Below are 22,472 nucleotides of genomic sequence, written 5' to 3'. Positions count from 1 at the left end.
CCACTATGCCGATCAAGGCAACTTTATCTGCAGACGGTCAGGAACTGACAATAAGGGTGGTAGGGCGTTTCGACTTCGGTGCACATCAGGACTTTCGCGAAGCGTATGAGCGCGGAGGTTTGACCCCGGAACGCTACATCGTAGATCTGCACGACGCCGATTATATTGATAGCTCCGCGCTGGGCATGTTGCTGCTGCTGCGTGATCACGCAGGTGGTGACGCTGCCGATATTCGCATCGTGCGGTGTAATGCGGACGTACGCAAAGTGCTGAGCATTTCCAATTTCGAGCAGTTATTCAGTATCGAGTAAATCATGCCCAATCCCGTGCCTGGCCAGTTGCCCTCTGCAGACCCGGTCAGCCGATTGCGCGTGCTGATAGCGGACGACAACCCGACTGACCGGATGATCCTAGGCCGTCTGGTCACGCAGCTGGGTCATGAGGTGATCAGCGCCGAGAATGGCCTGGAAGCCGTTGACCGTTTTATCGACCAGCGTCCGGATCTGGTACTGCTGGATGCGCTGATGCCGGTGATGGATGGCTTCGAGGCCGCGCGGCAAATCAAGCAGGCGTCCGGCGAAGATCTGGTGCCTATCATCTTTCTCACCAGCCTGACTGAAACCGGCGCGCTGGTGCAGTGCCTGGAAGCGGGCGGCGATGATTTCCTGACCAAGCCCTACAATCCGGTCATCCTGCAAGCCAAGATTCTGGCGTTCAACCGCATGCAGGACATGCATCAGACCCTTCAGCAACAACGTGATCTGATTTCCCAGCAGCATCAACGGCTACTGCAGGAGCAGCAACTGGCGAAGATTATCTTCGATCGCGTCGCCCATGCGGGCAGTCTCGGGGCGGAAAATCTGCGCTATCTGCAATCCGCCTATGCGATGTTCAATGGCGATATTCTGCTTGCGGCATACAAGCCTTCGGGCGGCATGCATATTCTGCTCGGCGATTTCACCGGCCATGGTCTGTCGGCAGCCATTGGTGCCATGCCGCTGGCCGAGGTGTTCTACTCGATGACCGCACGTGGCTTCAATCTGCGCGACATACTGGTCGAGCTCAACAGCAAGCTCAGCCGCATCCTGCCGGTGGGCATTTTTTGCTGCGCGGTATTGATCGAAGTGAATCCCGACAAGGGCCTGGTCGAGATCTGGAACGGCGGCCTGCCAGAGGTACTGGTGCTTGGCAGTGCTGGCGAAACCCTGCACCGCATCAGCTCAACTCATTTGCCGCTGGCAGTGGCACGCTCGGAGCGCTTCGATCCGACGCCTGTGGTATTGCCGCTCGCAGCGGGTGAGCGACTACTTTGTTGGACCGACGGTGTCATCGAAAGCCGCAATCAGCAAGGCGAGCAATTCGGCGAGCAGCGCGTATTGCAAGTGGTGGAAAGCTACGTCGGCCAGCCTGGAGCGGTATTCGATGGTTTGTTGCAGGCACTGGAAGCCTTTCATGGCAGCCCTGAAGACGATATCAGCCTGCTTGAAGTGGTCATGCAGCCACTCAGCGTACCACCGGCCATGTTGCTGCAACCGGATGCCCGCCAACTGGACGCGCAGGACTGGCATCTGGCCTACACCTTCCGCGCGGCGTCGATCCGTGAACATAATCCTTTGCCGTTTCTGCTCAAGGTGCTGATGGAGGTGCCGGGTCTGCGCGAACACGGGGGCAGCCTTTTTACCATTCTCAGCGAGCTATACAGCAACGCGCTGGAGCATGGTCTGTTACAGCTGGATTCTTCGCTCAAGGCTGACTATCTGGGGTTTACGCGCTATTACCAGCAGCGCAACGAGCGTCTGAATGCGTTGCGCGATGGCTGGATCAGCGTTTCGCTGGATCACCAGCCGGGCAATGCTGGCGGTTTGCTGAGTATCGAGGTGGAGGATAGTGGCAGTGGATTTACCCGCATTCCGGACGCATCAGGATTCACCGGCGCCCACTGGCATGCCGATGAGCGCGGTGCCAGTGGCAGCGGTGATGGCTACTTTGGCCGGGGGCTTGCACTGGTCCGAGCCCTGGCTGACGAGCTTGAGTTCAACGCCGCGGGCAACCGCGTGCGAGTAGTTTTTGCCTGGCAGCTTGGCCATAATACAAACAAAAAGGCATAGCCTTTTGAGGCTATGGCGACCAGGAGGAGAGCCTACTTTATGCCTGACGTAGCCATGGATCTTGACCCCGCAGTGCAATCCGCGCTGCGCGAGCTGATGCAGGACGATTACCCGCTTTTGCTGGATACCTTTGTGCAGGATGGAGAGAAGCGCCTGGCAACACTGGCCAGTAGCCTGCAACAGCAGCAATGGGATGCCTTCAGACAAGCGGCCCATAGCTTCAAGGGCAGTTGCGGCAACATGGGCGCGGAGGCGCTTCAGCATGCCTGTGAACGTGCCGAGCAAGCGGGGTTGCAGCATGATGCCGAACTGGCCAGCCAGTGCTATGAGGAAATCCGCCAGCTATTCCAGCGCGTGCAGTTACACCTGGCCCGGTAGATTTAACCAGCTTGCCAGGCCAGTTTCTGCATTGAGTTTCCCGCTTCCCCGATAAGTGGCCCGCACTTTGCAAAGCCATGCTTAAGAAGTCGCAATTGCACTCCCACTCCGAAGCCATGGAGACATCCACGATGTCCGTCAGTCAGAATATGCTGGCAATATTGTCCAGTCCGGTACGACAGAGCGTTACCTCTGCGGGCCCTGCATCCTCCGCGCAATTGAGCGAGGGAGAAGGCGCGCAGAGTTTTTCCGCGGTACTGTCCGGGCAGCAATCAGAGCAACTCGATGCGCTGCTGGCGTTTCTGGAAGGGCCAGACGGCGGCGCTGGATTGGCTGCGCTGGAGGAGTTGGAGATTGCCGTTGACGGCAAGGATTTGCCGGCCGACATGCAAGGTTGGCTGGAACATCTCGCTGAGCTGAATATGAACGCGGAATCGATAGCCACGGATGCAGAAACGGATCCGGCTTTGCTCAAGTCGATGGCTGATGATTGGGCGCAATGGCTGACGCAGGCTCGCCAGGCTCTGAATGATGCCGCCGAGCTTGAAAGCGAAAGTGATCTCGAAGGTGAGCTGGATAGCGAGTTGTTGGCGTTGAATGCGTTGCCGGGCCGGCAGGCCGGTGTTGGTGATGCGCGAGCGGCTGCCGCAGTGACGGGTATTCAGGGTGGCCCTGCTAGCGGGGCCCAAGGCACGCTCACAGCCGATCAGCTTCAACAGGCTCAACTGGAGCGCGAGCTGCGCCAGGAAAATGGCACGGGATCGTCCAAGGCGGACCGCGCGAGCTTGCTGGAAACCCAGATTCAACAACGCGCTCAGGATCCGTCTCTGGCCGGTCAGGACACTCGGGCCGCGTTCACTGCCAAGCTGAGCGACGCCCTGGAGGCGCTGACAGGTAAACGGGGTGCTGCCGAGGCGGACGCCACCGAAGCGCTGCAACGACCTGGCACCCAGGGCCAGGCAACGGCGCAGGGCACTTTGGCAGCGCGCCCGGTCTTGGCGGCAACGCAGTCGCTGGGTGTGCCCTTCGGCCAGGCTGGCTGGGGCGACGCCATGGTGGAAAAAATACAATGGATGTCCAGCCAGAACCTGCGCAGCGTGGAGATTCGCCTGGATCCGGCTGAGTTGGGGCCAATGGAAATTCATATTCAAACGCGCGGCCAGGAGCACCAGGTGCAGTTTGTCAGCCAGAACCCGTCAGTCCGAGAGGCGTTGGAAGCACAGATGTTCCGCCTGCGTGAGTCATTTTCGCAGCAGGGCATGGATCTGGTGAACGTTTCGGTAGGTGACTCTTCCGTCGGGCAGCAGGCAGGCCAGGACAGCCAGGGCCGTTCAACTGGCGGGAGCGCAGTGGCGGGTGCATCATCGACAGCGTCCATGGCAGATGAAGCCGGCATGCTGATGGCGGCCGATGCGATCAGCCAGGCGATGACCAACAGGCTGGTTGATTATTACGCGTAAAGCTTGCGCCGCCTCAGCCCACCGGTCGGTGGGCTGAATTTCAGCCTGATCATTCCCTGTCCGAACCAGCGGCCAGAGGCGCTTTCCTCCCAGCGCCAAGGCTCGATTTTCGCCACGGCTAATCTCTCTCCGGACTTTTTCTCACCGTACAAAGACATTTGCCACGCTTGGCTTTATCCTTGGCGCACTAGGCTTAGCGCGCACCGACAAGTTGGCATGGTCGATGCAATACTTTCACCTCAAGACACAAAAAGCAGGTTTTCCCTGTTTAAGTGACGGAATTTTGTCATGGCAAAGCAATCGCGAGATGAAGCGCCCGCAGCAGAAGCTGCAGCGGTACCGGGCAAAAGCAAAAAGAAATTGCTGATCCTTGTCGGGGTTGGCCTGCTGGCGGTATTGCTCTCGGCAGGAGGGGTGACCTACATGCTGATGAGTGGAGACGAGGAGGTGGCCGAGGCTGAGCCTGCCGAGCCCGCCCGAGCGGGTGCGCTGTATCAGCCGCTGGATCCGGCTTTTGTGGTCAACTACACCCATGAGGGCCGCAAGCGTTATCTGCAGGTCAATGTGGTCTTGATGGGACGCGATAGCGAGGGGATGGCCAGCGTCGCGGCGCACATGCCGCTGCTGCGCAACGAGCTGGTGCTGCTGTTCAGCAGTGAAGAGTTCCAGACATTGTTCTCTCCTGAAGGTAAGGAAGCCCTGCGCGAACGAGCGACACTCGCGGTCAAGGCCTTGCTGGAAAAGGAAGTCGGCGACCCGGTGATCGAATCGGTGTTGTTTACCAATATAGTCTTGCAATAGGAAGCCTCCATGGCCGTTCAGGATCTGCTCTCACAGGACGAAATCGATGCGCTGTTGCATGGTGTCGACGACGGGGCAGTTGAAACCGAGATCGATACCACGCCGGGGTCAGTCAAGAATTATGACCTGACCAGCCAGGATCGTATCGTCCGCGGGCGCATGCCGACCCTGGAAATGATCAACGAGCGTTTTGCCCGCTATACCCGTATCAGTATTTTCAATCTGCTGCGCCGTTCGGCGGATGTGGCGGTGGGTGGCGTGCAGGTGATGAAGTTCGGCGAGTACGTGCATTCACTCTATGTACCCACCAGCCTTAATCTGGTGAAGATGAAACCGCTGCGCGGCACAGCACTGTTTATTCTCGATGCGCGCCTGGTATTCAAGCTGGTCGACAACTTCTTTGGTGGCGATGGACGGCATGCCAAGATCGAGGGGCGTGAATTCACGCCGACCGAGTTGCGTGTGGTACGCATGGTGCTGGATCAGACCTTTCTCGACCTGAAGGAAGCCTGGCAGGCCGTGCAGGAGGTCAACTTCGAGTATGTGAACTCCGAGGTGAATCCGGCGTTGGCGAATATCGTCAGCCCCAGTGAGGTAGTGGTGGTCTCCACCTTCCACATCGAACTGGATGGTGGCGGTGGAGATATGCACATTACTTTCCCCTATTCGATGATCGAGCCACTGCGTGAAGTGCTGGATTCAGGTGTGCAGTCGGATGTGGACGAACATGACGAGCGCTGGGTCAAGGCCCTGCGTGAGGAGATAACCGCTGCCAAGGTGCCGCTCAGTGCCACCGTGGTGCGCCGCCAGCTCAAGCTCAAGGACCTGTTGAGCATGCAACCGGGCGATGTCATACCCGTGGAGCTGCCGGAACACATGGTGCTCTGCGCTAACGGTGTGCCTACGTTCAAGGCCAAGCTGGGCTCGGTCAAGGGTAATCTGGCATTGCAAATTCTGGGGCCGATCTCACGCCCGCGTTAGGGGCTGACGGACCGCTTTATTCGTGTAGAGGAAGAACAAGATGGCTGATGACAAGAAGTCCGACGAGGTCACTCCCGAGGAGCAGGCGCTGGCAGACGAGTGGGCTGCTGCGCTGGATGAAGCGGGTGATACCGATCAGGATGATATAGACGCGATGTTGGCGACAGCCAACAGTTCGCCGCGCATGCCGATGGAAGAATTCAACGCGCCAGCGGCGGTCGCTGGCGGCGATCAGTTCGACGGCACTGACAGCCCTAACCTGGATGTGATTCTGGATATTCCAGTAACCATTTCCATGGAAGTGGGTAATACCGATATCACTATCCGCAACCTGCTGCAGCTGAATCAGGGTTCGGTAGTCGAACTGGATCGGCTGGCGGGTGAGCCGCTGGATGTGAAGGTCAACGGTACCTTGATTGCGCATGGCGAGGTGGTGGTGGTGAACGAGAAGTTTGGTATACGCCTGACCGATGTGATCAGCCCTTCCGAACGAATCAAGAAACTGCGCTGATGAAGTCAGCTGCATTCATACTGCCGGCCTGCCTATCTTGTGGTGCTGCCTGGGCGCAGGCCGATTCTGCTTCCGCGCCAGTGTCCAGCCAGGTGTCGCTGATCGCCCAGCTGGCGCAGTTGGGCGGAGGCCTGTTGCTAGTGGTCGGGCTGATCTTTCTGATCGGTTATCTGATGCGCCGCGTTGGCCCTTTGGCTCCTCAGGGCGGTCAGCATATTCGTTTGCTCAGCAGCCTGCCTCTGGGGCCGAGAGACCGAATATTGCTGGTCGATGTTGGCGGCAAGCAGCTGTTGCTGGGCGCCTCTCCTGGGCGCATCAATACCCTGCATGTATTTGATGAGCCTATTGCAGAGGTTAGCGCCGCCGGCACGATGAACTCCGATTTTGCCAAGACCCTGCGCGGCCTGTTGAAGCGGGAGCCCAAGCCATGATGCGCTGGATTTTTCTGCTTTTGATGTTGCTGGCGCCCTCGGTGCTGGCGCAGACCGCCGCTGATCCGCTGAGCATGCCGGCGATCACGTTGAGTACTGACCAGGAGGGCGAACAGACCTACTCCGTCAGCTTGCAGATTCTGCTGCTGATGTCGGCCCTGACCTTTATTCCCGCGTTCGTGATGATGATGACCAGCTTTACCCGGATCATTATCGTCTTTGCGATTCTGCGTCAGGCTTTGGGTTTGCAGCAAACACCGTCCAGCCAGATTCTAGTCGGCCTGGCACTGTTTCTCACCCTGTTTGTGATGGCACCGGTGTTTGAGCGCATCAATGAAACCGCGCTGCAACCCTATCTGGCCGAGGAAATGACCCCACAGCAGGCGGTAGACGCCGCGAGCATTCCGCTCAGAGGTTTCATGCTGGCGCAGACGCGTGAAACTGATCTGGAGCTCTTTGTACGTCTGGCGCGACGTACTGATCTGGCCAGCCCGGATGATGTGCCTTTCCATATCCTGGTGCCGGCATTCGTCACTTCCGAGCTGAAGACGGCGTTTCAGATCGGCTTCATGATCTTTATTCCGTTTCTGGTGATCGATCTGGTGGTGGCCAGTGTGCTGATGGCGATGGGTATGATGATGCTGTCGCCGCTGATCATCTCGCTACCATTCAAGATCATGCTATTCGTCCTGGTAGACGGCTGGGCGTTGATCATAGGTACCCTGGCAGCCAGTTTTGCGGTGACATAGGAGCCCTTCGATGACACCTGAAGTAGCGGTAGATCTGTTTCGCCAGGCGCTGTGGCTGACCACAGTGATGGTCGCCGTGATCGTACTGCCGAGCCTGGTAGTGGGCTTGATCGTGGCGATGTTTCAGGCTGCTACACAGATTAACGAACAGACCTTGAGCTTCCTGCCACGCCTGCTGTTCACCTTTCTGACACTGATCTGGCTGGGTCCCTGGCTGGTGACTCAACTGATCGAGTTCACTGACCGGCTTTACCGGAATATCCCCGGACTGATCGGCTGATGATCGAGCTGTCCAGCGAGGTCATCACCCAGTGGGTCATGAGCTACCTCTGGGTATTGTTTCGCACGGGCAGCGTATTCATGACCATGCCGGTGATCGGTACGCAACTGGTGCCGATGCGCATCCGCCTGTTTCTGGCATTGGCTGTGACCGCTATTATCGCCCCGCATATTCCCGCCGCCCCGATGATCGATCCTCTGTCTCTGGGCACCTGGGTCATGATTGCCGAGCAGATCCTGATCGGCGTGGCGATGGGTTTTGCACTGCAGTTGCTGTTTCAGATCCACGTTCTGGCCGGCCAGATTATCGCGATGCAGATGGGTCTGGGCTTTGCCTCGATGAACGACCCGAGCATGGGTATTTCGGTCGCGGTGGTCGCTCAGGTATTCACCATGTTGGTCACCTTGCTGTTTCTGGCCATGAACGGCCATCTGGTGGTGATTGAGGTCATGGTCGAAAGCTTTACCACCTTGCCGATAGGCGAAACCTTACTGGCTACCGACTTTTACGCCCTGGTGCTGCGCTTTTCCTGGGTGCTGTCCGCTGCGTTGCTGGTTGGTCTGCCGGCTATCACCGCGTTGCTGATCGTCAACCTGGCTTTCGGCGTAATGATGCGCGCTGCCCCGCAGCTGAATATCTTTTCCATTGGTTTCCCGCTGACGCTGATTTTCGGGCTGTTCATCATGTGGGTGTTGCTCGGTAGCGTCGCCGAACAGTACCAGGTAGTGACTACCGAAACGCTGATCTGGCTTCGTGCTTTTGTGAGGGCTGACTGATGGCAGAGCAGTCGGACAGTGGCCAGGATAAAAGCGAAGACCCCACGGAGAAACGCCTCAAGGAATCGCGTGACAAGGGCCAGGTAGCACGCTCCAAGGAGCTGAATACCCTGGCTGTGGTCATGGTGGCGGCGGTGGGTCTGATCATGCTCGGTCCGGAGATGGGCCGACGCCTGCTGGATCTGATGATCTTCAACTTCAGCATTGATCGCGCAGCTCTGTACTCCACCGATACCATGGGTTTGCAGTTGCTCGCTTCAGTGGGAATTGGGCTGGACGTGATCGGGCCGCTATTTTTCATGCTGCTGATCGCCGCTCTGGTCGGACCGGTTTTGCTGGGTGGCTGGCTCCTCAGCGCCAAGTCGATGGCGCCCAAGTTCGAACGGATGAATCCGCTCGCGGGCTTGAAAAGGATGTTTTCCCTCAAGGCGTTAGTGGAGCTGCTCAAGGCGCTGGCCAAATTTCTCGTGGTGCTGGTCACGGCGCTGTTTGTGCTGAACCTGTTCCAGGATCAGATGCTCACCCTGGATCGGCAACCCCTGCCAGATGCGATTGAGCATAGCGGGTATATTCTTGGCATGGCCTTGGTGTTTCTGGCCTGCTCACTGATTCTGATTGCCGCCGTGGATATCCCCTTTCAGCTCTGGGATAACAAGCAGAAGCTGAAGATGACCAAGCAGGAGGTCAAGGACGAGTACAAGGACTCCGAGGGCAAACCCGAGGTCAAATCCCGTATCCGCCAGTTGCAGCGTGAAATGGCCGAGCGGCGCATGATGGGTGAAGTACCCAAGGCCGACGTCGTCATCACCAACCCGACCCATTACGCGGTGGCATTGAAGTACGACCCGATCAAGTCGGGTGCGCCCATTGTGATTGCCAAGGGCGCCGATTTCACCGCTCTGCGCATCCGTGAGGTGGCGGCTGAACACGAAATCATCGTGCTGGAATCACCCCCGCTGGCGCGGGCGGTGTTCTACAGTACCGAGCTGGACCAGCAGATCCCCTCCGGCCTGTACCTGGCGGTGGCGCAGGTGTTGGCCTATGTATTCCAGTTGCGGCAATACCGGGCAGGGCAGGGCAAGCGTCCCGGCCCGATGCCCAAGCCGGATATACCGGAAGATTTGCGCAAGGACGAATAGACGCTTGTTGGTCTCTCTATTGCCCTGGCAGGCTTGATTTTGAGCTACATTGATGTTCTTTCTTGTGCTTTCAGGAGCAGCTTATGAGCAGTTCACGGTTTTCCGGACTTTCCATCATTGCCGCGGCGCTGATCGCACTGTCACTGGCGTTTATGGCCATCAGCATAAAGGCTGGGCTGTTGCAGTTTCGGGATGCCGATCGCGTGGTCAGCGTAAAGGGCCTGGCCGAACGTACCGTAGAGGCAGATCTGGCACTGTGGCCAATCAATTTCTCGGTTGCAGGTAACTCGCTCGATCAACTACAAACCGACATAGAGGCACAGCAGAGCCTGATTCGCTCATTCCTGCTGCTCAAGGGGTTTGTCGAAGAGGATATCCAGCTGTCGATGCCGAAAATCACCGACCAGCACGCTAACGTCTATAACAATGCGCTACCAGCAGAAAGGTACCGCGCTGAAGTCACGGTTCTGGTGCGCACTGAAGATGTAGACCGGGTCAAAACCGGTATGCAGACCGTGGGTGAGCTGGTCAAGTCTGGCGTCGCCTTGACCCAGAGCTATGAATTCCAGCCGCGCTTCGTATTTACCCAACTGGAGTCGATCAAACCCGAAATGATTGCGCACGCTACACGCGATGCCCGCGCGGCGGCCGACCAGTTTGCCCGGGACGCCGAGGCCGAGGTTGGCAGCATTCGCCGCGCCTCGCAGGGTTATTTTTCGATTGAAGACGTTGACGCCTTTACGCCAGAGATCAAACGCGTGCGCGTGGTCACCAGCGTGGATTACATTCTGCGTTAATCAATAGCCTGGATAACGAAGGGGGTAAAGACTTCCCCTTCGACTTCCTGCTCTTCCCCGAGTACACAGGTCACGCGCTCCACCAGCACGGCTTCAGGTAGGCTGACATGGAAGGGCGGTTGCTGGCCATTCACCTGCGCAACAAATTGCTGCTGAGCCTCCGGTTCGAGGCGCGCAAGAATCTGCAAGAGCATATCCTGATCAAAATCCAGGGACAGGGCATGCAGCTCCTGATCTTCACCCCATGGCACTTCAAACAAAGTGGTACATAGCTCGTGGCTGACAAAATCGATATCGCTGAAACGGATCTGCAGAAATTCCACCTCGTTCTCGGCGGCGATTGACTGCTGGTAAACGGTGCCTAGATCTGGATTCATGGTCGACCTTGGTGGTGGAATGATGAGCTCATCTTAGCAGTTGCCGCCGAACTGTATGAGACTGTTGAAGTGAATATTTATTGTTATGTTATAACAATAAATATAGGATGGCAGCTTCTTGAATAGGCCTACAGGGAGCCTTTATGTCTTCGTCGCTTATGCCGTTGCCGGTCACGGTCCTTTCAGGTTTTCTCGGTGCGGGGAAAACCACCTTGCTCAATCAGATTCTGCGTAACAGGGAAAACCTGCGCGTGGCGGTGATCGTCAATGACATGAGTGAAATCAATATTGATGCCAGTGAGGTGCAGCGTGATGTCACTCTCAACCGCGCGGAAGAGCGCCTGGTGGAGATGAGCAACGGCTGTATTTGCTGCACTCTGCGCGAAGATCTGCTGGAGGAAGTGGCTCGCTTGGCGCAGGAGGGTCGCTTTGACTACCTGCTGATCGAGTCCACCGGGATCTCCGAGCCGATGCCGGTGGCAGAAACCTTTACTTTTCGTGATGAGCAGGGGCGTAGTCTGTCCGACCTGGCGCGCCTGGACACCATGGTTACCGTGGTCGATGGCATGAATTTCCTGATCGATTTCCAGGCTGCCGAAAGTCTGGCGAGCAGAGGAGAAACGCTTGGCGACGAAGACGAGCGCTCCATCACCGATCTGCTGATTGAGCAGGTCGAGTTTGCTGACGTTCTGCTGATCAGCAAAATGGATTTGATCTCGGCCGATCAACGCGAGGAGTTGATAGCGATCCTGCGGGGCTTGAATGCAGAGGCGGAGATTGTCCCAATGGTCATGGGACAGGTGCCGCTGGAGAAGGTACTTAATACCGGTCGTTTCAACTTCGACAAGGCCTCGATGGCGCCGGGCTGGTTGAAGGAGATGAGGGGTGAGCATTTGCCGGAAACCGAGGAGTACGGCATTGCCGCTGATACTTACCAAGCGCGCAAGCCCTTCCACCCGCAACGTTTTTTCAGCTTTCTGAATCGTACCTGGGAGAACGGCCGCCTGCTGCGCTCCAAAGGTTTTTTCTGGCTGGCCACCAGACCGCAGGAGGCCGGGAGTTGGTCGCAGGCCGGTGGTCTTATGCGATATAGCTACGCCGGGCGCTGGTGGCGTTCAGTGCCCAAGGCGCACTGGCCGGGGGCAGGCGAGGGCCTGGAAGCCATCATGGCCAACTGGGATCCGCAAACCGGCGATTGCCGTCAGGAACTGGTTTTTATCGGTCAGCATATCGATTTTGCCCGGCTCACGCGGGAACTGGATGCATGCCTGCTGACCGACGCTGAGATGGCTGGCGGCGTCGAAGCCTGGCAGTCCCTACCTGACCCATTTGGCCCCTGGACCGAGGAAGCGGACTGATGTTGGCCCGCGCCATGCCAGGCACGCCCCGTCAAGTGGAAGGCAATTCCGTTGAAAGCTTACTCGAGATTCTGCGCGACGATGTGAATCTGGCGGTCTGGCAGCGCCAGTTGGACCTCGCGGCGAAGCAATTTGGCCAGACTCTGCTGGCATCGGGCAGGGTGCTGGCCGAGACCTGTACATGGACGGCCAAGGACGCAGAGACCAGCGATATCGCGGCGCTTCCGGAATTTGCTCAGGGAGTTGCCGATATTCCCGGATATGCAGAGTTTGTTGCTGACGTCGGCTACCTGGTCAGCCTTTTCGCCTGTCTGCTTGACGCCCGCGCGGTGGGCGTGCGACTGCGCACCCTGGACAAGGCCATGTGCCCACGCTGGCACGTTGACAAGGTGCCGGTAAGGTTGATCACCAGCTATATCGGGCCAGGTTCGGAATGGTTATCAGAACAGAACTCGCCGCGTCAGCAATTGGGTGGCCCGGCGGTGGACTTCTGTAATGACGATGCAGCGGCGCGTGCCCTGGCTTGCGGCGAGGTTGCACTGGTCAAGGGCGAACGTTGGCACGGCAATGAAGGGCGCGGTCTGGTTCACCGTTCGCCGCGTCTGCCGGTAGGGCAGCGACGATTACTGCTGACACTGGACTGGCTTGATTGATATGGAGGGGTCAGAGGAGCAGTTTGCCGCTGACATTGAAGCTATCGCGCTCTAGAATGTCGCTTCCATTCGATCGAGTAGCCTTTATGCAGTTGCTACCCTGGCAGCATACGACGAGCGCAGGCTTTGATCTGCGCGGTTGGCATACCCCTGTATCGGGCAAGCCGCTTTTGCATTTCCTCCACGGTAACGGTTTCTGCACACGGACCTATGAACCGCTGCTGTCCCTGTTGGCGAAGGATTTCGATCTGTGGCTGTGCGATCTGCAAGGCCATGGCGAAAGCGATCATGGTGGCCCTTTTCTGGGCTGGAATCGTAATGCCGAACTGGCACTGGAAGCCTTTCAGGCCGGACGCGAGCGCTTCGGTGAGGTACCCCGATTTGCCTGCGGTCACAGCTTCGGTGGCGTGCTGACCAGTTTGATGCTGTCCGCCCATCCGGAGCTGTTCGAGCGCGCGGTACTGCTAGATCCTGTGCTATTTCCCATGCGTCTGATTCAGTTACGTACCAGCTTGAGCCTGCTCGGTGTACGGCGCAATCCGATGGCCGATAGCGCCAAGGCGCGTCGGCATCACTGGCCGGACCGCGATACCGCCTATGGCGCGCTGCACAATCGCGGCATATTCCGTGGTTGGGAGGAGGCGGGGTTCCAGGCGCATATCGATCATGCGCTGAAGGATCACCAGGAGCACGGCGTAGAGCTGAAATGCCGACCCAGCCGCGAGGCGGAGGTTTTTGAAACCATGCCCAAGCGCCTGTGGCCAGCGCTCAAGCGGATCAGAACACCCACCCTGGTGATTCACGGCGACAAGACCTATCCCTTTGTGCAGCAGTCGGCCAAGCGACTGGCGACCATCAATCCGCAGGTCAATGTACTGTCGGCAGAAGGGGGGCACTGCTTCATGCAGGAAAACTCGGCGCAGAGTGCCGATCTGATTAGCCGCTTTCTGTTAGAAACTTGAAGCCTGAAAACAAAAAAGCAGGCAGTCCTTAAAGGCCTGCCTGCTTTTCAGTGCTGAGCTGACACCCTGAGGGCTAACCCTCTCAGGCGGCAGCGATCACGTCGCCATGATTTTCCGGCTCAATCAATGCCTGGTGCAGGGCAGCCACCGCAGCATCGTAATCCTCTTCCTTGATGATGCACTGCATCTCCACCTGACGTATCGACTGGTGGATCGCCTGGATGCTGATATCGGCACTAGCCAGAGCGGCAACCGTCTTGGCCAGAATACCCTTGACCTTGAGGTCTGAACCGATTGCCGACACGATGGCGATATTGTGCACGTGCACTTCGGACATCGGGTACTTTTCCTCAATCAGCCGCGCCGCACGGTTGATCATCTTGCGTGACCCCGAGGCATAGTAGGTAATGCTGTTGGCATCGGAGTCCTTGTTGACCACATACAGCTTGAGCTGCTTGAGCAACTTGGTGATCTCGATGTCATAGCCCACATCGCCGAGCATTTCCTGGTCAAACACTTCCAGACCGAAAACGTCCTTGCGGCCAGCGATGATCTCCACGCAGGGCTTCTCGCTGCAGTAGTCCTGACTGATCAGGGTACCGGCATGATCTGGCTCGAAAGCATTCTTGATGCGCAGCTGAATGCCGGCGCGGCGCAATGTACGCGCAGCCTTGGGATGAATCGCTTCCATGCCCAGATTGGACAGTTGGTCGGCCACGTCATAATTGGTCCGGCCGATGGTCACCACATTGTCCAGGCCGACCAGATTCGGATCAGCGCTGGAGAGGTGGTATTCCTTGTGGATAATCGCTTCACGGGCACTGGTGGTCGCGGCGATCTGGGCGAAGGTGATTTCGCTGTAGCCACGATCGAAGGTATTCATCAAGCCTTCGCTGCAATGCGTGTAGCCGGTAGCCACAACCAGTTCCTTGCTCAGGTCGATGCCATCGAAGCTGTCCTTGATCATGTCCTGGAACGCTTTGGGCTCTGGCTGATTCCAACCGGTCAGATCTACCAGGCGAGCATTGGCACCGTGCTTTTTCAACGCCAGTACGGTGTTGAAAGCACTGTGTGCTTCACCCAGAGAGGCGAGCATCTCGCGCACCTTCATCAGGTGCTCAGTCAGCTGAAAATGACCGTAGGTGCACAATTGCTGCAGGCTGAGCATGCAGTCACGTACATCACTGATGCGACCTTCGATAAAGCGGTCAGCGGCCTGGCGCTCATACTCGCCGCTGAACAGCTCGGCGTTCTTGGCGCGCATGGTATCCAGTACGGCATCCAGGGCATCCAGCCAGGCGTCTTCGTTTTGCGCATCGGCAAAACGTTCGTAAACGCCGGGGTCGCCGGATTTCTTGTGTTCCAGCAGCAGATTGGTCATGCCGCCATAGGCGGAGACCACGAACACGCGATTATAGAGCTCGTTCTGTTTGCGCTGGCCGATAAAGAGGGTGTCGAGTACTTCGTCGAAGCGGCTCATTGAGGTGCCGCCAATCTTTTCTACGGTATGCATAATATAAGGTGTCTGTCGTTGGTGAATGTTGCCGACCATCCTGATCCTGGGGCGGCATGACTTCTGTCCAACGGCTCTAGCCGCTGATGCCGGTCGAGTGCGGGTGCGAACCCGACCAGCATGCTGGTGCTCAGGTAGCGTCTGCGGGGTATACGCCGTCTGCGTCGTGAACTTCCTTGCCGCTCAATGGCGGGTTGAAGACGCAAGCCATTTTCATGTCTTCAGTACCACCGCGCAGCATGTGTTCATCATGCTGATCGAGGATATACAGCGTGCCCGGCTCGATCTTGTAGACCTTGCCATCTGACAGGGTTTCAATTTCGCCGTTACCGCTCATGCAATACACCGACTCGAGATGGTTCTTGTACCAGATGTGCGTCTCGGTATTGGCGTAGATGGTGGTGATGTGAAAGGAAAAGCCCATCTTGTCGTCTTTCAACAACATGCGAGTGCTTTCCCAGTTCTGCGAGACAACGCGTCGTTCAGAGGCTTCGCAATCCTTCAGTGTACGTACGATCATGGTTCGTTCTCCTCAGGAAGCCTGTTCGGCGGAATCTTCTTTCATGACCTTGGCAAATGCAGCGTCCAGAATGGTCATGGCTTGGTCGATCTGTTCTTCAGTGATGATCAGCGGAGCCAGACATTTGACTACCTGGCTGTGGTTGCCGCTGGTTTCGATAACCAGACCGTGCTGGAAAGACTCCTGGCAAATGGCCGAGGCAATCTCACCATTGGGGCAACTGATGCCAACCATCATGCCGCGACCCTTAACAAACAGGGAGTCAGGGCCGTGCTTGCGAACGATCTTCTGCATACGCTCTTTGACCATCTTGCCTTTGGCCTGAACGCTCTTGGCAAATTCGTCAGTTGTCCAGAAGTGCTCCATGGCGGCGGCAGCGGTGACAAAGGCGAGGTTGTTGCCTCGGAATGTACCGTTATGCTCACCCGGCTCCCACTGGTCCAGCTCGCGGCGCATGACAACGACTGCAAAGGGCAGACCGTAGCCGCTCAGCGACTTGGACAGGGTAATAATGTCAGGCTGGATGCCCATGCCTTCAAAGCTGAAGAAGGAACCAGTACGGCCACAGCCAGCCTGGATATCATCGGCGATCATCAGCATGCCGTGCTTGCGGCACAGCTTCTGCAGTTTGCGCATCCACTCGGCTGACGCGGTGTTAAGACCACCTTCACCCTGAACCACTTCTACAATTACCGCAGCGGGCTTATCAATACCGCTGCTTGGATCGCTGAGCATCTTGTCCATCATCGCGATGGTATTGGCACTCTCGCCAAAGTAGTTGGCGTAAGGCATGCGGCTGACATCCGTCAACGCTACGCCTGCGGCGCCACGGTGATGCTGGTTGCCGGTCACAGCCAGTGCGCCGATGCTGCAGCCATGGAAGCCGTTGGTGAAGCTGATTACGTTGTTGCGGCCGGTAACCTTGCGCGCCAGTTTCAACGCGGCTTCTACCGAGTTGGTGCCAGTAGGGCCACTGAACTGAGTAACGTAGTCGCCAAAGCCACGAGGCTCAAGAATCACACGGTGAAAGACTTCCAGGAAGTTTTCCTTGGCGCCGGAATACATATCCAGTCCGTGGGTGATGCCGTCGTCGGAGATATAGTCGATCAGTGCCTGCTTCAGAACCGGATGGTTATGACCGTAGTTCAGTGTGCCGGCACCGGCGAGGAAGTCGATGTAATGCTTGCCTTCGCTGGTGATCAGTTCCGCGCCGCGAGCTTGCTTGAAGATCACGGGGAACGAGCGGCAATAGCTACGGATACCGGATTCATGTTTTTCGAACTGTTCGAAGTTGTTCATGGTGTCTCCTGATTTCTAAATTAGGCAGTTTGTGCAGCCGCAGAGGCGGCTATAAAAGTTGCTGCAAATGGACCAGCGCTGTAGAGCACTTCATCGTCGTGCTGGCCATTGAAATGCTGCTCCCGGGAAAAGATCGTCCGGGTGCTGTATTCGGCGCCGAGCTGGTGGAAGGCCTTTTTGAATAGCGCTTCCGAGGCCTCGTTGCCGGGAGAAATCGTCGTTTCCAGATGCGTCACACCTTTACCTGCAACACGTTCGACCAGACCCATCAGCATTTTCAGCGCAAGACCCTGGCCGCGCATGCGGCTGTCTACGGCCACCTGCCAGACGAACAATGTGTTCGGCTTGTTTGGCGGGCGATAGCCGGAAATGAAGCCGACCATATCGCCGTCCTCGGTGAGGGCGGTAATCGCGGTATCCGCGAAATCGCCACACTGCAACAGATTGCAGTACACCGAATTGGTATCCAGCGGGGCGCAACGAGCAACGAGCTCATTGAGCGCGAAACCGTCTGTGACCGCTGGTTTACGTAGTGTTACGGGTATATTTGTCATCGTGTCCTGATCTTTACTCATAAATACTATTTACATGATAAACATATCCAGGAAATTATCTCAACCCGCTGTTCCGGCCATTTACAGGCCTACTTGGTTGCTCATCAAATATTTACAGCTGTTAAATAGATTTGTCATATTCTTCCTGTCTGACCCTCATTCAGGGGCTTGGATCCCCTCTGCGACTGCATTTAGAAAGGCTGCCCTGAATGCTATGGAAAAGCTTTCAGCCTTCACCTCGGCATCATGCCAACTGTATTATGGGCACCAAACGACCTGGACAGGATTCCTCCCGAATGCGTTCTTCCACCAGCCTGCGCACACGCTTGGCGTTGTTGATTGCTTTGCTGATCGCGTCAATGAGCTGGATTTTTGGTGCTTTTATCAGCAAGGATTTTTCCGCTCGTCTACGGGATAGTGCAGGGTTCGAACTGGCTGAGCTGGCTTATCAGATGGGCGACCGATTGGACCGTGATATGGCCGGCCGAGCGGAAGTCATGGAGGTTATGGCTGAGTTGGGTGTCATGCGCCAGCCCGAGGCTCGTGAGCAGCAGGCCCGTATCATCGATCAGCTGCAGATCAGCATGGGCGAACTGGCGTGGTTGGGTCTACTGGGATCCGACGGCACAGTGCAGGTGGCAAGTCAGCGTATTCTTGAGGGAGCGAACATCGCCCAGCGGCCCGTTTACCAGCAAGGTAAAGACGGTATGTTTATCGGGGATGTTCACGAGGCGGTTTTATTGGCCAGTTTGTTGCCGAATCCGTCTGGTGAGACCATGAAGTTTGTCGATATCAGTTTGCCGATTGAATCTGACGAGGGAGAGTTGCTGGGTGTATTGGCTGCTCATTTGTCCTGGGCCTGGGCGGAGGAAGTCAGCCGTTCGCTGCTGAATCCTGCTCAGCAGCGGCGGAACGTCGAATTTTTTGTGTTGAGCGCAGAGGGTACTGTGCTGTTAGGTCCGAAGGGATGGGTGGGCGAGTCGCTAGCCCCACTGTTGCAGGACAAAATTGGTGGCAGGGGAGCGAATCGGCGTGTTGTGGAGTGGGCTGGGCCGCAACCAGGCGCCTTTTTAACGGGTATTGCAAGTGCTGATGGGCATGCAGATTATCCTGGTCTGGGTTGGACTATTGTCGCGCGTCAACCCCTTGAGGTGGCTGATGAGCCTGCTCGCGAGTTGCAGCGCGATATTGTCATCGCAGGCTCGGCCCTTGCGGTTATATTTGCTTTCGTCGGCTGGCTGGCGAGCAGCCATCTCACTCGCCCGTTGCAGCAGATTGCTCGCGCGGCTGACAAGCTCGCTGATGGAAAGCCCGCAGAGATTCCGGTCATTAGGGGCGTTAGAGAGCTGGAGATCCTTAGCAGCTCCATCCGTCACTTGGTCGAAGCTCTGGGGCGTCAGGAAAATCGCCTCGGCGAGATGTCAGAACTGGCAATGACAGACCGCTTAACCGGGCTGGCGAACCGTTCCGGGTTTGAGCACTATTTGCGCAAACACGATCAGAATAGCCCCATGGCATTGCTGTTTCTTGACCTCGATGGCTTCAAGCAGGTCAATGACCAGCTAGGCCACGCAGCAGGGGATGAGCTGCTGAAGCTGGTTGCCGAGCGCCTGCGTTCCAAGGTGCGCGAGGGCGACCTGCTGGTGCGCCTGGGGGGTGATGAGTTCGTTATGGTGCTGAATATCAGGCCTGAGGAGCTGGAGATCACCGCGCGTCAGATCGCTGCTCGTACGCTCAGTGCGCTGGGTACGCCGATGTTGATCGCCGGGGAGGAGACTAAGGTCGGCTGCAGTATAGGTGGCGCGTTCTGGCCCGCGGACGGGCAGACCACCGAAGAGGTGTTGGCCAAGGCTGATCGGGCCTTGTATAAGGCCAAGGGATCGGGCAAACACCAGGCAGTGTTCACCACCGATGTTTAAAAGGGGCTGGCATCAACCAGCCCTGTAAGGCCTAGAGAGTAAAGCCGCCATCGATCGGGATGATATTGCCGGTCATGTAAGCACCCGCGGTGCTGGCCAGCATGATTGCCAGTGCTGACATTTCTTCTTCACGACCCCAGCGCTTCATCGGAATGTGCCGGCAATCTTCCGCCAGCGCCTCAGGGTCAGTGTGAATGTGGCTGGTCATCTTGCTCGGGAAGCGGCCCGGAGCGATCACGTTGACATTGATATGTTCGCCGACCAGTTCCTTGGCCAGCATGCGTGACAGCTGATGCACAGCCGCTTTGCTTGGCCCGTAGGAATAAGCCTCTTCGCCGAACGCGCTGATACCCGCGACCGACCCGATATTGATCACCCGCGCCGGGCTCTCGGCATTGCCGGCCTTGCGCAGCATCGGCAGCAATTGCTGAATACAGCTGAATACCGAGGTAACGTTCAGCTGCATGACCTTCTCCCAGCCTTTGACCGGAAAGTCTTCCAGCTTGGCGCCCCAGCTGGTACCGGCGTTATTGACCAGAATGTCCAGGTGCTGGGTATGCGCTTGCAGGTCAGCAAACAAGGCCTTGGCGCCTTCCTCGCTGGACAGATCGGCGCTGACGGCGATGCATTCACCGTACTGGCCGAGCTCGGCGGCAGTAGCCTCGCATTCGTCTTTCTTGCGGCTGCAGATGATTACCCGTGCGCCCGCTTCGAGAAAACCCTGAGCGATCATTTTGCCGATACCGCGGCTGCCGCCGGTTACCAGTGCGGTGCGTCCCTTAAGGCTGAAATACTGTTGCATCTGTTCACTCCACCAATAGGTTTGTCATCCAGTTGCACTACAGTAGTGGGCAGGCCCCGGCAGGCCAAGTGTTTGCATTGGTTATACAGCAGACAAATGCCCGATCATCGAAGCGGCAGGTGTGGCGCTTTTGCTTTATCCTGTAGCCAGTTTTTTCCAGCTTATGACAAGAGGTGTATTTGATGGCGTTACAGCGACGTTCACGTAAGGAAGATGCTTCAGCCTGGACGGTTGCCGACAGCCGCAGCGTTTTTGGCATTCGTCATTGGGGCGCTGGCTACTTCAACGTCAACGAGCAGGGTCATGTGGATGTCAAACCGCGCGGGCCTGACGGCAAGGCTATCGATCTGCACGAGCTGGTCGCACAGTTGCGCGAGAGCGGATTGGATCTGCCCTTGCTGGTGCGTTTTCCGGATATTCTGCAGGACCGTGTGCGCCAGTTGACCGGCGCTTTCGACAGCAATATCGCCGAGCTGGAGTACACCAACGGCTATACCGCGCTGTATCCGATCAAGGTCAACCAGCAGGAGGCGGTGGTCGAGAACATCATCGCCACTGAGGATGTGTCCATTGGCCTTGAAGCCGGCTCCAAGCCCGAGCTGATGGCTGTACTGGCACTGGCGCCCAAGGGCGGCACCATCGTCTGCAATGGCTACAAGGATCGCGAGTTCATCAATCTGGCGCTGATTGGCCAGAAGCTTGGACATAACGTGTTCATCGTTATCGAGAAAGAGTCGGAAGTGCGGCTGGTGATCGAAGAGGCGGCGAAAATGGGCCTGACGCCGCAGGTGGGTTTGCGCGTGCGGCTGTCGTCCCTGGCCTCAAGCAAGTGGGCTGACACCGGTGGAGAGAAATCCAAGTTCGGCCTGTCTGCCGCCCAACTGCTGCGCGTGGTCGAGCAATTCCGCAATGCCGGGCTGCAAGACGGTGTGCGGCTACTGCATTTTCATATGGGCTCGCAGATTGCCAATCTGGCCGACTACCAGCATGGCTTTCGTGAGGCGATTCGTTATTTCGGTGAACTCCGCGCGCTGGGGCTGCCGGTCGATCATATCGACGTCGGCGGCGGCCTGGGCGTGGATTACGACGGCACTCACTCGCGCAATGCCAGCTCGATCAACTACGACGTCAATGAGTACGCGCACACGGTAGTCGCCATGTTGCGCGACTTCTGTAACGACCAGGGTTTGCCGCATCCGCACATCTTTTCCGAAAGCGGCCGAGCGATGACTGCTCATCACGCAGTGCTGGTGGTTCAGGTCACCGATGTGGAGCGTCATAACGACACGCTGCCACCGATTGATGACCTGGACAGCTTGCCGCAGGTGGTACGCAACCTGGTGGGGCTGCTCGACCATAACGACATCGAAATGGTCACTGAAACCTACTGGCGCGCGACGCATTACATGGCTGATGTGGCGGCGCAGTATGCTGAAGGCAAGCTGAGCCTGTCGGAAAAGGCGCTAGCGGAGCAATGTTACTTTGCCCTGTGCTCGCGGCTACACGATCTGCTCAAAGCCCGTCAGCGGTCTCACAGGCAGGTACTGGACGAGCTGAATGACAAGATGGCCGACAAGTACATCTGCAACTTCTCGGTCTTCCAGAGCTTGCCGGACACCTGGGCGATTGATCAGGTGCTGCCGATCATGCCGATCAATCGTCTGGACGAAGAGCCGTTGCGCCGCGCGGTGCTGCAGGATCTGACCTGTGACTCCGATGGCAAGATCCGTCATTACGTGGACGAGCAGAGCATCGAAAACAGTCTGCCGGTGCACGAGTTGCGTGAGGGCGAGGATTACCTGCTGGGCATCTTCCTGGTGGGCGCCTATCAGGAGATTCTCGGTGACATGCACAACCTGTTCGGCGACACCGACTCGGTCAACGTCTACCTGCGCAGCGACGGCCGGGTAGTGCATGGCGGCATCGAAACCCACGACACCATCGAAGACATGTTGCGCTACGTGCACTTCGAGCCGGATGAACTGGTCACCCGCTACCGAGACAAGGTAGCCGGGGCGCGACTCAGCTCTGCAGAGCGGGCGCGCTTCGTGGATGCGTTGCGCCTGGGGTTGACTCGCTCGTCCTACCTGAGCGCTGAATAAGC

General features: G+C 57.4%; 24 protein-coding genes. 18 read left to right on the top strand and 6 right to left on the bottom strand.

Translation table 11 applies throughout. The annotated features are described in order from the left end of the window. Window positions 1-5: 5 nt before the first annotated feature. The 13 genes from DT594_RS07445 to DT594_RS07385 all read left to right on the top strand — a co-directional run bounded on the left by DT594_RS07445 (window position 6) and on the right by DT594_RS07385 (window position 10,411). Window positions 6-311: an STAS domain-containing protein gene (locus tag DT594_RS07445; RefSeq protein WP_096348290.1), complete on the top strand. Its 306-nt coding sequence runs from the start codon at window positions 6-8 to the stop codon at window positions 309-311. A 3-nt stretch (window positions 312-314) separates the two neighbouring features. Then, window positions 315-2,108 (top strand): ATP-binding SpoIIE family protein phosphatase, encoded by a 1,794-nt coding sequence (locus DT594_RS07440; RefSeq protein WP_149332112.1) that lies wholly within the window; start codon window positions 315-317, stop codon window positions 2,106-2,108. Window positions 2,109-2,147: 39 nt separating this feature from the next. Beyond that, on the top strand, window positions 2,148-2,486 hold the full coding sequence (locus DT594_RS07435) for an Hpt domain-containing protein (RefSeq protein ID WP_178091478.1): 339 nt from the start codon (window positions 2,148-2,150) through the stop codon (window positions 2,484-2,486). A gap of 131 nt (window positions 2,487-2,617) precedes the next feature. Continuing rightward, window positions 2,618-3,946 carry a flagellar hook-length control protein FliK gene (locus DT594_RS07430; protein WP_178091477.1) on the top strand — a complete coding sequence of 443 codons (1,329 nt, stop codon included), beginning with the start codon at window positions 2,618-2,620 and terminating at the stop codon, window positions 3,944-3,946. A gap of 288 nt (window positions 3,947-4,234) precedes the next feature. Beyond that, window positions 4,235-4,747, top strand: a complete 513-nt coding sequence (locus tag DT594_RS07425) for a flagellar basal body-associated FliL family protein (protein WP_149332109.1) — start codon at window positions 4,235-4,237, stop codon at window positions 4,745-4,747. 9 nt (window positions 4,748-4,756) lie between these two features. Beyond that, window positions 4,757-5,728 (top strand): flagellar motor switch protein FliM, encoded by a 972-nt coding sequence (gene fliM, locus DT594_RS07420; protein WP_149332108.1) that lies wholly within the window; start codon window positions 4,757-4,759, stop codon window positions 5,726-5,728. Window positions 5,729-5,768: 40 nt separating this feature from the next. Then, window positions 5,769-6,239 carry a flagellar motor switch protein FliN gene (fliN, locus tag DT594_RS07415; protein ID WP_149332107.1) on the top strand — a complete coding sequence of 157 codons (471 nt, stop codon included), beginning with the start codon at window positions 5,769-5,771 and terminating at the stop codon, window positions 6,237-6,239. Continuing rightward, entirely contained in the window at window positions 6,239-6,670 is a 432-nt protein-coding gene (gene fliO, locus DT594_RS07410; protein WP_149332106.1) for a flagellar biosynthetic protein FliO, read from the top strand. The genes fliN and fliO overlap by 1 nt, the downstream gene beginning before the upstream one ends. After that, window positions 6,667-7,419, top strand: a complete 753-nt coding sequence (fliP, locus tag DT594_RS07405) for a flagellar type III secretion system pore protein FliP (protein ID WP_149332105.1) — start codon at window positions 6,667-6,669, stop codon at window positions 7,417-7,419. Before fliO ends, fliP begins: the two co-directional genes overlap by 4 nt. Before the next feature lie 10 nt (window positions 7,420-7,429). Next, the gene (fliQ, locus tag DT594_RS07400) at window positions 7,430-7,699 is read left to right on the top strand and encodes a flagellar biosynthesis protein FliQ (RefSeq protein WP_096348281.1); all 270 of its coding nucleotides are present in this window, start codon (window positions 7,430-7,432) and stop codon (window positions 7,697-7,699) included. Continuing rightward, a complete protein-coding gene (gene fliR, locus DT594_RS07395; protein ID WP_149332104.1) occupies window positions 7,699-8,475 on the top strand; it encodes a flagellar biosynthetic protein FliR in 777 nt (258 codons plus the stop codon). The genes fliQ and fliR overlap by 1 nt, the downstream gene beginning before the upstream one ends. Continuing rightward, window positions 8,475-9,614 (top strand): flagellar biosynthesis protein FlhB, encoded by a 1,140-nt coding sequence (flhB, locus tag DT594_RS07390; protein WP_149332103.1) that lies wholly within the window; start codon window positions 8,475-8,477, stop codon window positions 9,612-9,614. The genes fliR and flhB overlap by 1 nt, the downstream gene beginning before the upstream one ends. Window positions 9,615-9,697: 83 nt before the next feature. After that, window positions 9,698-10,411, top strand: coding sequence for an SIMPL domain-containing protein (locus DT594_RS07385; RefSeq protein WP_149332102.1), 714 nt, complete (start codon window positions 9,698-9,700; stop codon window positions 10,409-10,411). Here the strand turns inward: DT594_RS07385 and DT594_RS07380 are convergent. Beyond that, a complete protein-coding gene (locus DT594_RS07380) occupies window positions 10,408-10,788 on the bottom strand; it encodes a hypothetical protein (RefSeq protein WP_149332101.1) in 381 nt (126 codons plus the stop codon). The two genes, DT594_RS07385 and DT594_RS07380, sit on opposite strands and share 4 nt — an antisense overlap. A 143-nt stretch (window positions 10,789-10,931) precedes the next feature. Between DT594_RS07380 and zigA the strand changes: the two genes are divergently transcribed. The 3 genes from zigA (at window position 10,932) to DT594_RS07365 (ending at window position 13,761) form a co-directional block, all read left to right on the top strand. After that, entirely contained in the window at window positions 10,932-12,146 is a 1,215-nt protein-coding gene (gene zigA / locus DT594_RS07375) for a zinc metallochaperone GTPase ZigA (protein WP_425460517.1), read from the top strand. Further along, entirely contained in the window at window positions 12,146-12,799 is a 654-nt protein-coding gene (locus DT594_RS07370; RefSeq protein ID WP_149332100.1) for a DUF1826 domain-containing protein, read from the top strand. The genes zigA and DT594_RS07370 overlap by 1 nt, the downstream gene beginning before the upstream one ends. Window positions 12,800-12,885: 86 nt before the next feature. Continuing rightward, on the top strand, window positions 12,886-13,761 hold the full coding sequence (locus DT594_RS07365; protein ID WP_149332633.1) for an alpha/beta fold hydrolase: 876 nt from the start codon (window positions 12,886-12,888) through the stop codon (window positions 13,759-13,761). Between the two features lie 82 nt (window positions 13,762-13,843). Here the strand turns inward: DT594_RS07365 and DT594_RS07360 are convergent, their stop codons facing one another. The 4 genes from DT594_RS07360 to ectA all read right to left on the bottom strand — a co-directional run bounded on the left by DT594_RS07360 (window position 13,844) and on the right by ectA (window position 17,668). Beyond that, window positions 13,844-15,274, bottom strand: coding sequence for an aspartate kinase (locus DT594_RS07360; protein ID WP_149332099.1), 1,431 nt, complete (start codon window positions 15,272-15,274; stop codon window positions 13,844-13,846). Between the two features lie 130 nt (window positions 15,275-15,404). Continuing rightward, window positions 15,405-15,794 (bottom strand): ectoine synthase, encoded by a 390-nt coding sequence (locus DT594_RS07355; protein ID WP_149332098.1) that lies wholly within the window; start codon window positions 15,792-15,794, stop codon window positions 15,405-15,407. Window positions 15,795-15,806: 12 nt separating this feature from the next. After that, the gene (ectB, locus tag DT594_RS07350) at window positions 15,807-17,093 is read right to left on the bottom strand and encodes a diaminobutyrate--2-oxoglutarate transaminase (RefSeq protein WP_096348272.1); all 1,287 of its coding nucleotides are present in this window, start codon (window positions 17,091-17,093) and stop codon (window positions 15,807-15,809) included. Window positions 17,094-17,113: 20 nt separating this feature from the next. Next, window positions 17,114-17,668 carry a diaminobutyrate acetyltransferase gene (gene ectA / locus DT594_RS07345; protein ID WP_425460516.1) on the bottom strand — a complete coding sequence of 185 codons (555 nt, stop codon included), beginning with the start codon at window positions 17,666-17,668 and terminating at the stop codon, window positions 17,114-17,116. A gap of 275 nt (window positions 17,669-17,943) precedes the next feature. Between ectA and DT594_RS07340 the strand changes: the two genes are divergently transcribed. Continuing rightward, window positions 17,944-19,566 carry a GGDEF domain-containing protein gene (locus DT594_RS07340; RefSeq protein ID WP_149332097.1) on the top strand — a complete coding sequence of 541 codons (1,623 nt, stop codon included), beginning with the start codon at window positions 17,944-17,946 and terminating at the stop codon, window positions 19,564-19,566. A gap of 31 nt (window positions 19,567-19,597) precedes the next feature. On the opposite strand, the gene DT594_RS07335 is transcribed toward DT594_RS07340, so the two are convergent. Next, complete coding sequence (locus DT594_RS07335) at window positions 19,598-20,368, bottom strand: RhlG family 3-oxoacyl-ACP reductase (protein WP_149332096.1); 771 nt, start codon at window positions 20,366-20,368, stop codon at window positions 19,598-19,600. A gap of 182 nt (window positions 20,369-20,550) precedes the next feature. Here DT594_RS07335 and speA point away from each other — a divergent pair, with 182 nt between their 5' ends. Continuing rightward, window positions 20,551-22,470: an arginine decarboxylase gene (speA, locus tag DT594_RS07330; protein WP_096348268.1), complete on the top strand. Its 1,920-nt coding sequence runs from the start codon at window positions 20,551-20,553 to the stop codon at window positions 22,468-22,470. Window positions 22,471-22,472 lie beyond the last annotated feature (2 nt).

The organism is Halopseudomonas laoshanensis (assembly GCF_008365385.1).
Classification (GTDB): Bacteria; Pseudomonadota; Gammaproteobacteria; order Pseudomonadales; family Pseudomonadaceae; genus Halopseudomonas; species Halopseudomonas laoshanensis.
Note: the sequence above shows the minus strand (reverse complement) of the source record. Positions and strands in the feature narration are given on the sequence as shown.

Excerpts from the sequence above, each read along its gene's own strand:
- DT594_RS07430 (WP_178091477.1), top strand. The coding sequence starts at position 2,618 with ATGTCCGTCAGTCAGAATATGCTGGCAATATTGTCCAGTCCGGTACGA.
- fliO (WP_149332106.1), top strand. The coding sequence starts at position 6,239 with ATGAAGTCAGCTGCATTCATACTGCCGGCCTGCCTATCTTGTGGTGCT.
- fliN (WP_149332107.1), top strand. The coding sequence starts at position 5,769 with ATGGCTGATGACAAGAAGTCCGACGAGGTCACTCCCGAGGAGCAGGCG.
- fliP (WP_149332105.1), top strand. The coding sequence starts at position 6,667 with ATGATGCGCTGGATTTTTCTGCTTTTGATGTTGCTGGCGCCCTCGGTG.
- flhB (WP_149332103.1), top strand. The coding sequence starts at position 8,475 with ATGGCAGAGCAGTCGGACAGTGGCCAGGATAAAAGCGAAGACCCCACG.
- DT594_RS07425 (WP_149332109.1), top strand. The coding sequence starts at position 4,235 with ATGGCAAAGCAATCGCGAGATGAAGCGCCCGCAGCAGAAGCTGCAGCG.
- DT594_RS07360 (WP_149332099.1), bottom strand. The coding sequence starts at position 15,274 with ATGCATACCGTAGAAAAGATTGGCGGCACCTCAATGAGCCGCTTCGAC.
- DT594_RS07365 (WP_149332633.1), top strand. The coding sequence starts at position 12,886 with ATGCAGTTGCTACCCTGGCAGCATACGACGAGCGCAGGCTTTGATCTG.
- DT594_RS07335 (WP_149332096.1), bottom strand. The coding sequence starts at position 20,368 with ATGCAACAGTATTTCAGCCTTAAGGGACGCACCGCACTGGTAACCGGC.
- DT594_RS07385 (WP_149332102.1), top strand. The coding sequence starts at position 9,698 with ATGAGCAGTTCACGGTTTTCCGGACTTTCCATCATTGCCGCGGCGCTG.
- fliR (WP_149332104.1), top strand. The coding sequence starts at position 7,699 with ATGATCGAGCTGTCCAGCGAGGTCATCACCCAGTGGGTCATGAGCTAC.
- DT594_RS07340 (WP_149332097.1), top strand. The coding sequence starts at position 17,944 with ATGCGTTCTTCCACCAGCCTGCGCACACGCTTGGCGTTGTTGATTGCT.
- DT594_RS07355 (WP_149332098.1), bottom strand. The coding sequence starts at position 15,794 with ATGATCGTACGTACACTGAAGGATTGCGAAGCCTCTGAACGACGCGTT.
- fliQ (WP_096348281.1), top strand. The coding sequence starts at position 7,430 with ATGACACCTGAAGTAGCGGTAGATCTGTTTCGCCAGGCGCTGTGGCTG.
- zigA (WP_425460517.1), top strand. The coding sequence starts at position 10,932 with ATGTCTTCGTCGCTTATGCCGTTGCCGGTCACGGTCCTTTCAGGTTTT.
- DT594_RS07380 (WP_149332101.1), bottom strand. The coding sequence starts at position 10,788 with ATGAATCCAGATCTAGGCACCGTTTACCAGCAGTCAATCGCCGCCGAG.
- fliM (WP_149332108.1), top strand. The coding sequence starts at position 4,757 with ATGGCCGTTCAGGATCTGCTCTCACAGGACGAAATCGATGCGCTGTTG.
- DT594_RS07440 (WP_149332112.1), top strand. The coding sequence starts at position 315 with ATGCCCAATCCCGTGCCTGGCCAGTTGCCCTCTGCAGACCCGGTCAGC.
- DT594_RS07445 (WP_096348290.1), top strand. The coding sequence starts at position 6 with ATGCCGATCAAGGCAACTTTATCTGCAGACGGTCAGGAACTGACAATA.
- ectA (WP_425460516.1), bottom strand. The coding sequence starts at position 17,668 with ATGAGTAAAGATCAGGACACGATGACAAATATACCCGTAACACTACGT.
- DT594_RS07435 (WP_178091478.1), top strand. The coding sequence starts at position 2,148 with ATGCCTGACGTAGCCATGGATCTTGACCCCGCAGTGCAATCCGCGCTG.
- speA (WP_096348268.1), top strand. The coding sequence starts at position 20,551 with ATGGCGTTACAGCGACGTTCACGTAAGGAAGATGCTTCAGCCTGGACG.
- DT594_RS07370 (WP_149332100.1), top strand. The coding sequence starts at position 12,146 with ATGTTGGCCCGCGCCATGCCAGGCACGCCCCGTCAAGTGGAAGGCAAT.
- ectB (WP_096348272.1), bottom strand. The coding sequence starts at position 17,093 with ATGAACAACTTCGAACAGTTCGAAAAACATGAATCCGGTATCCGTAGC.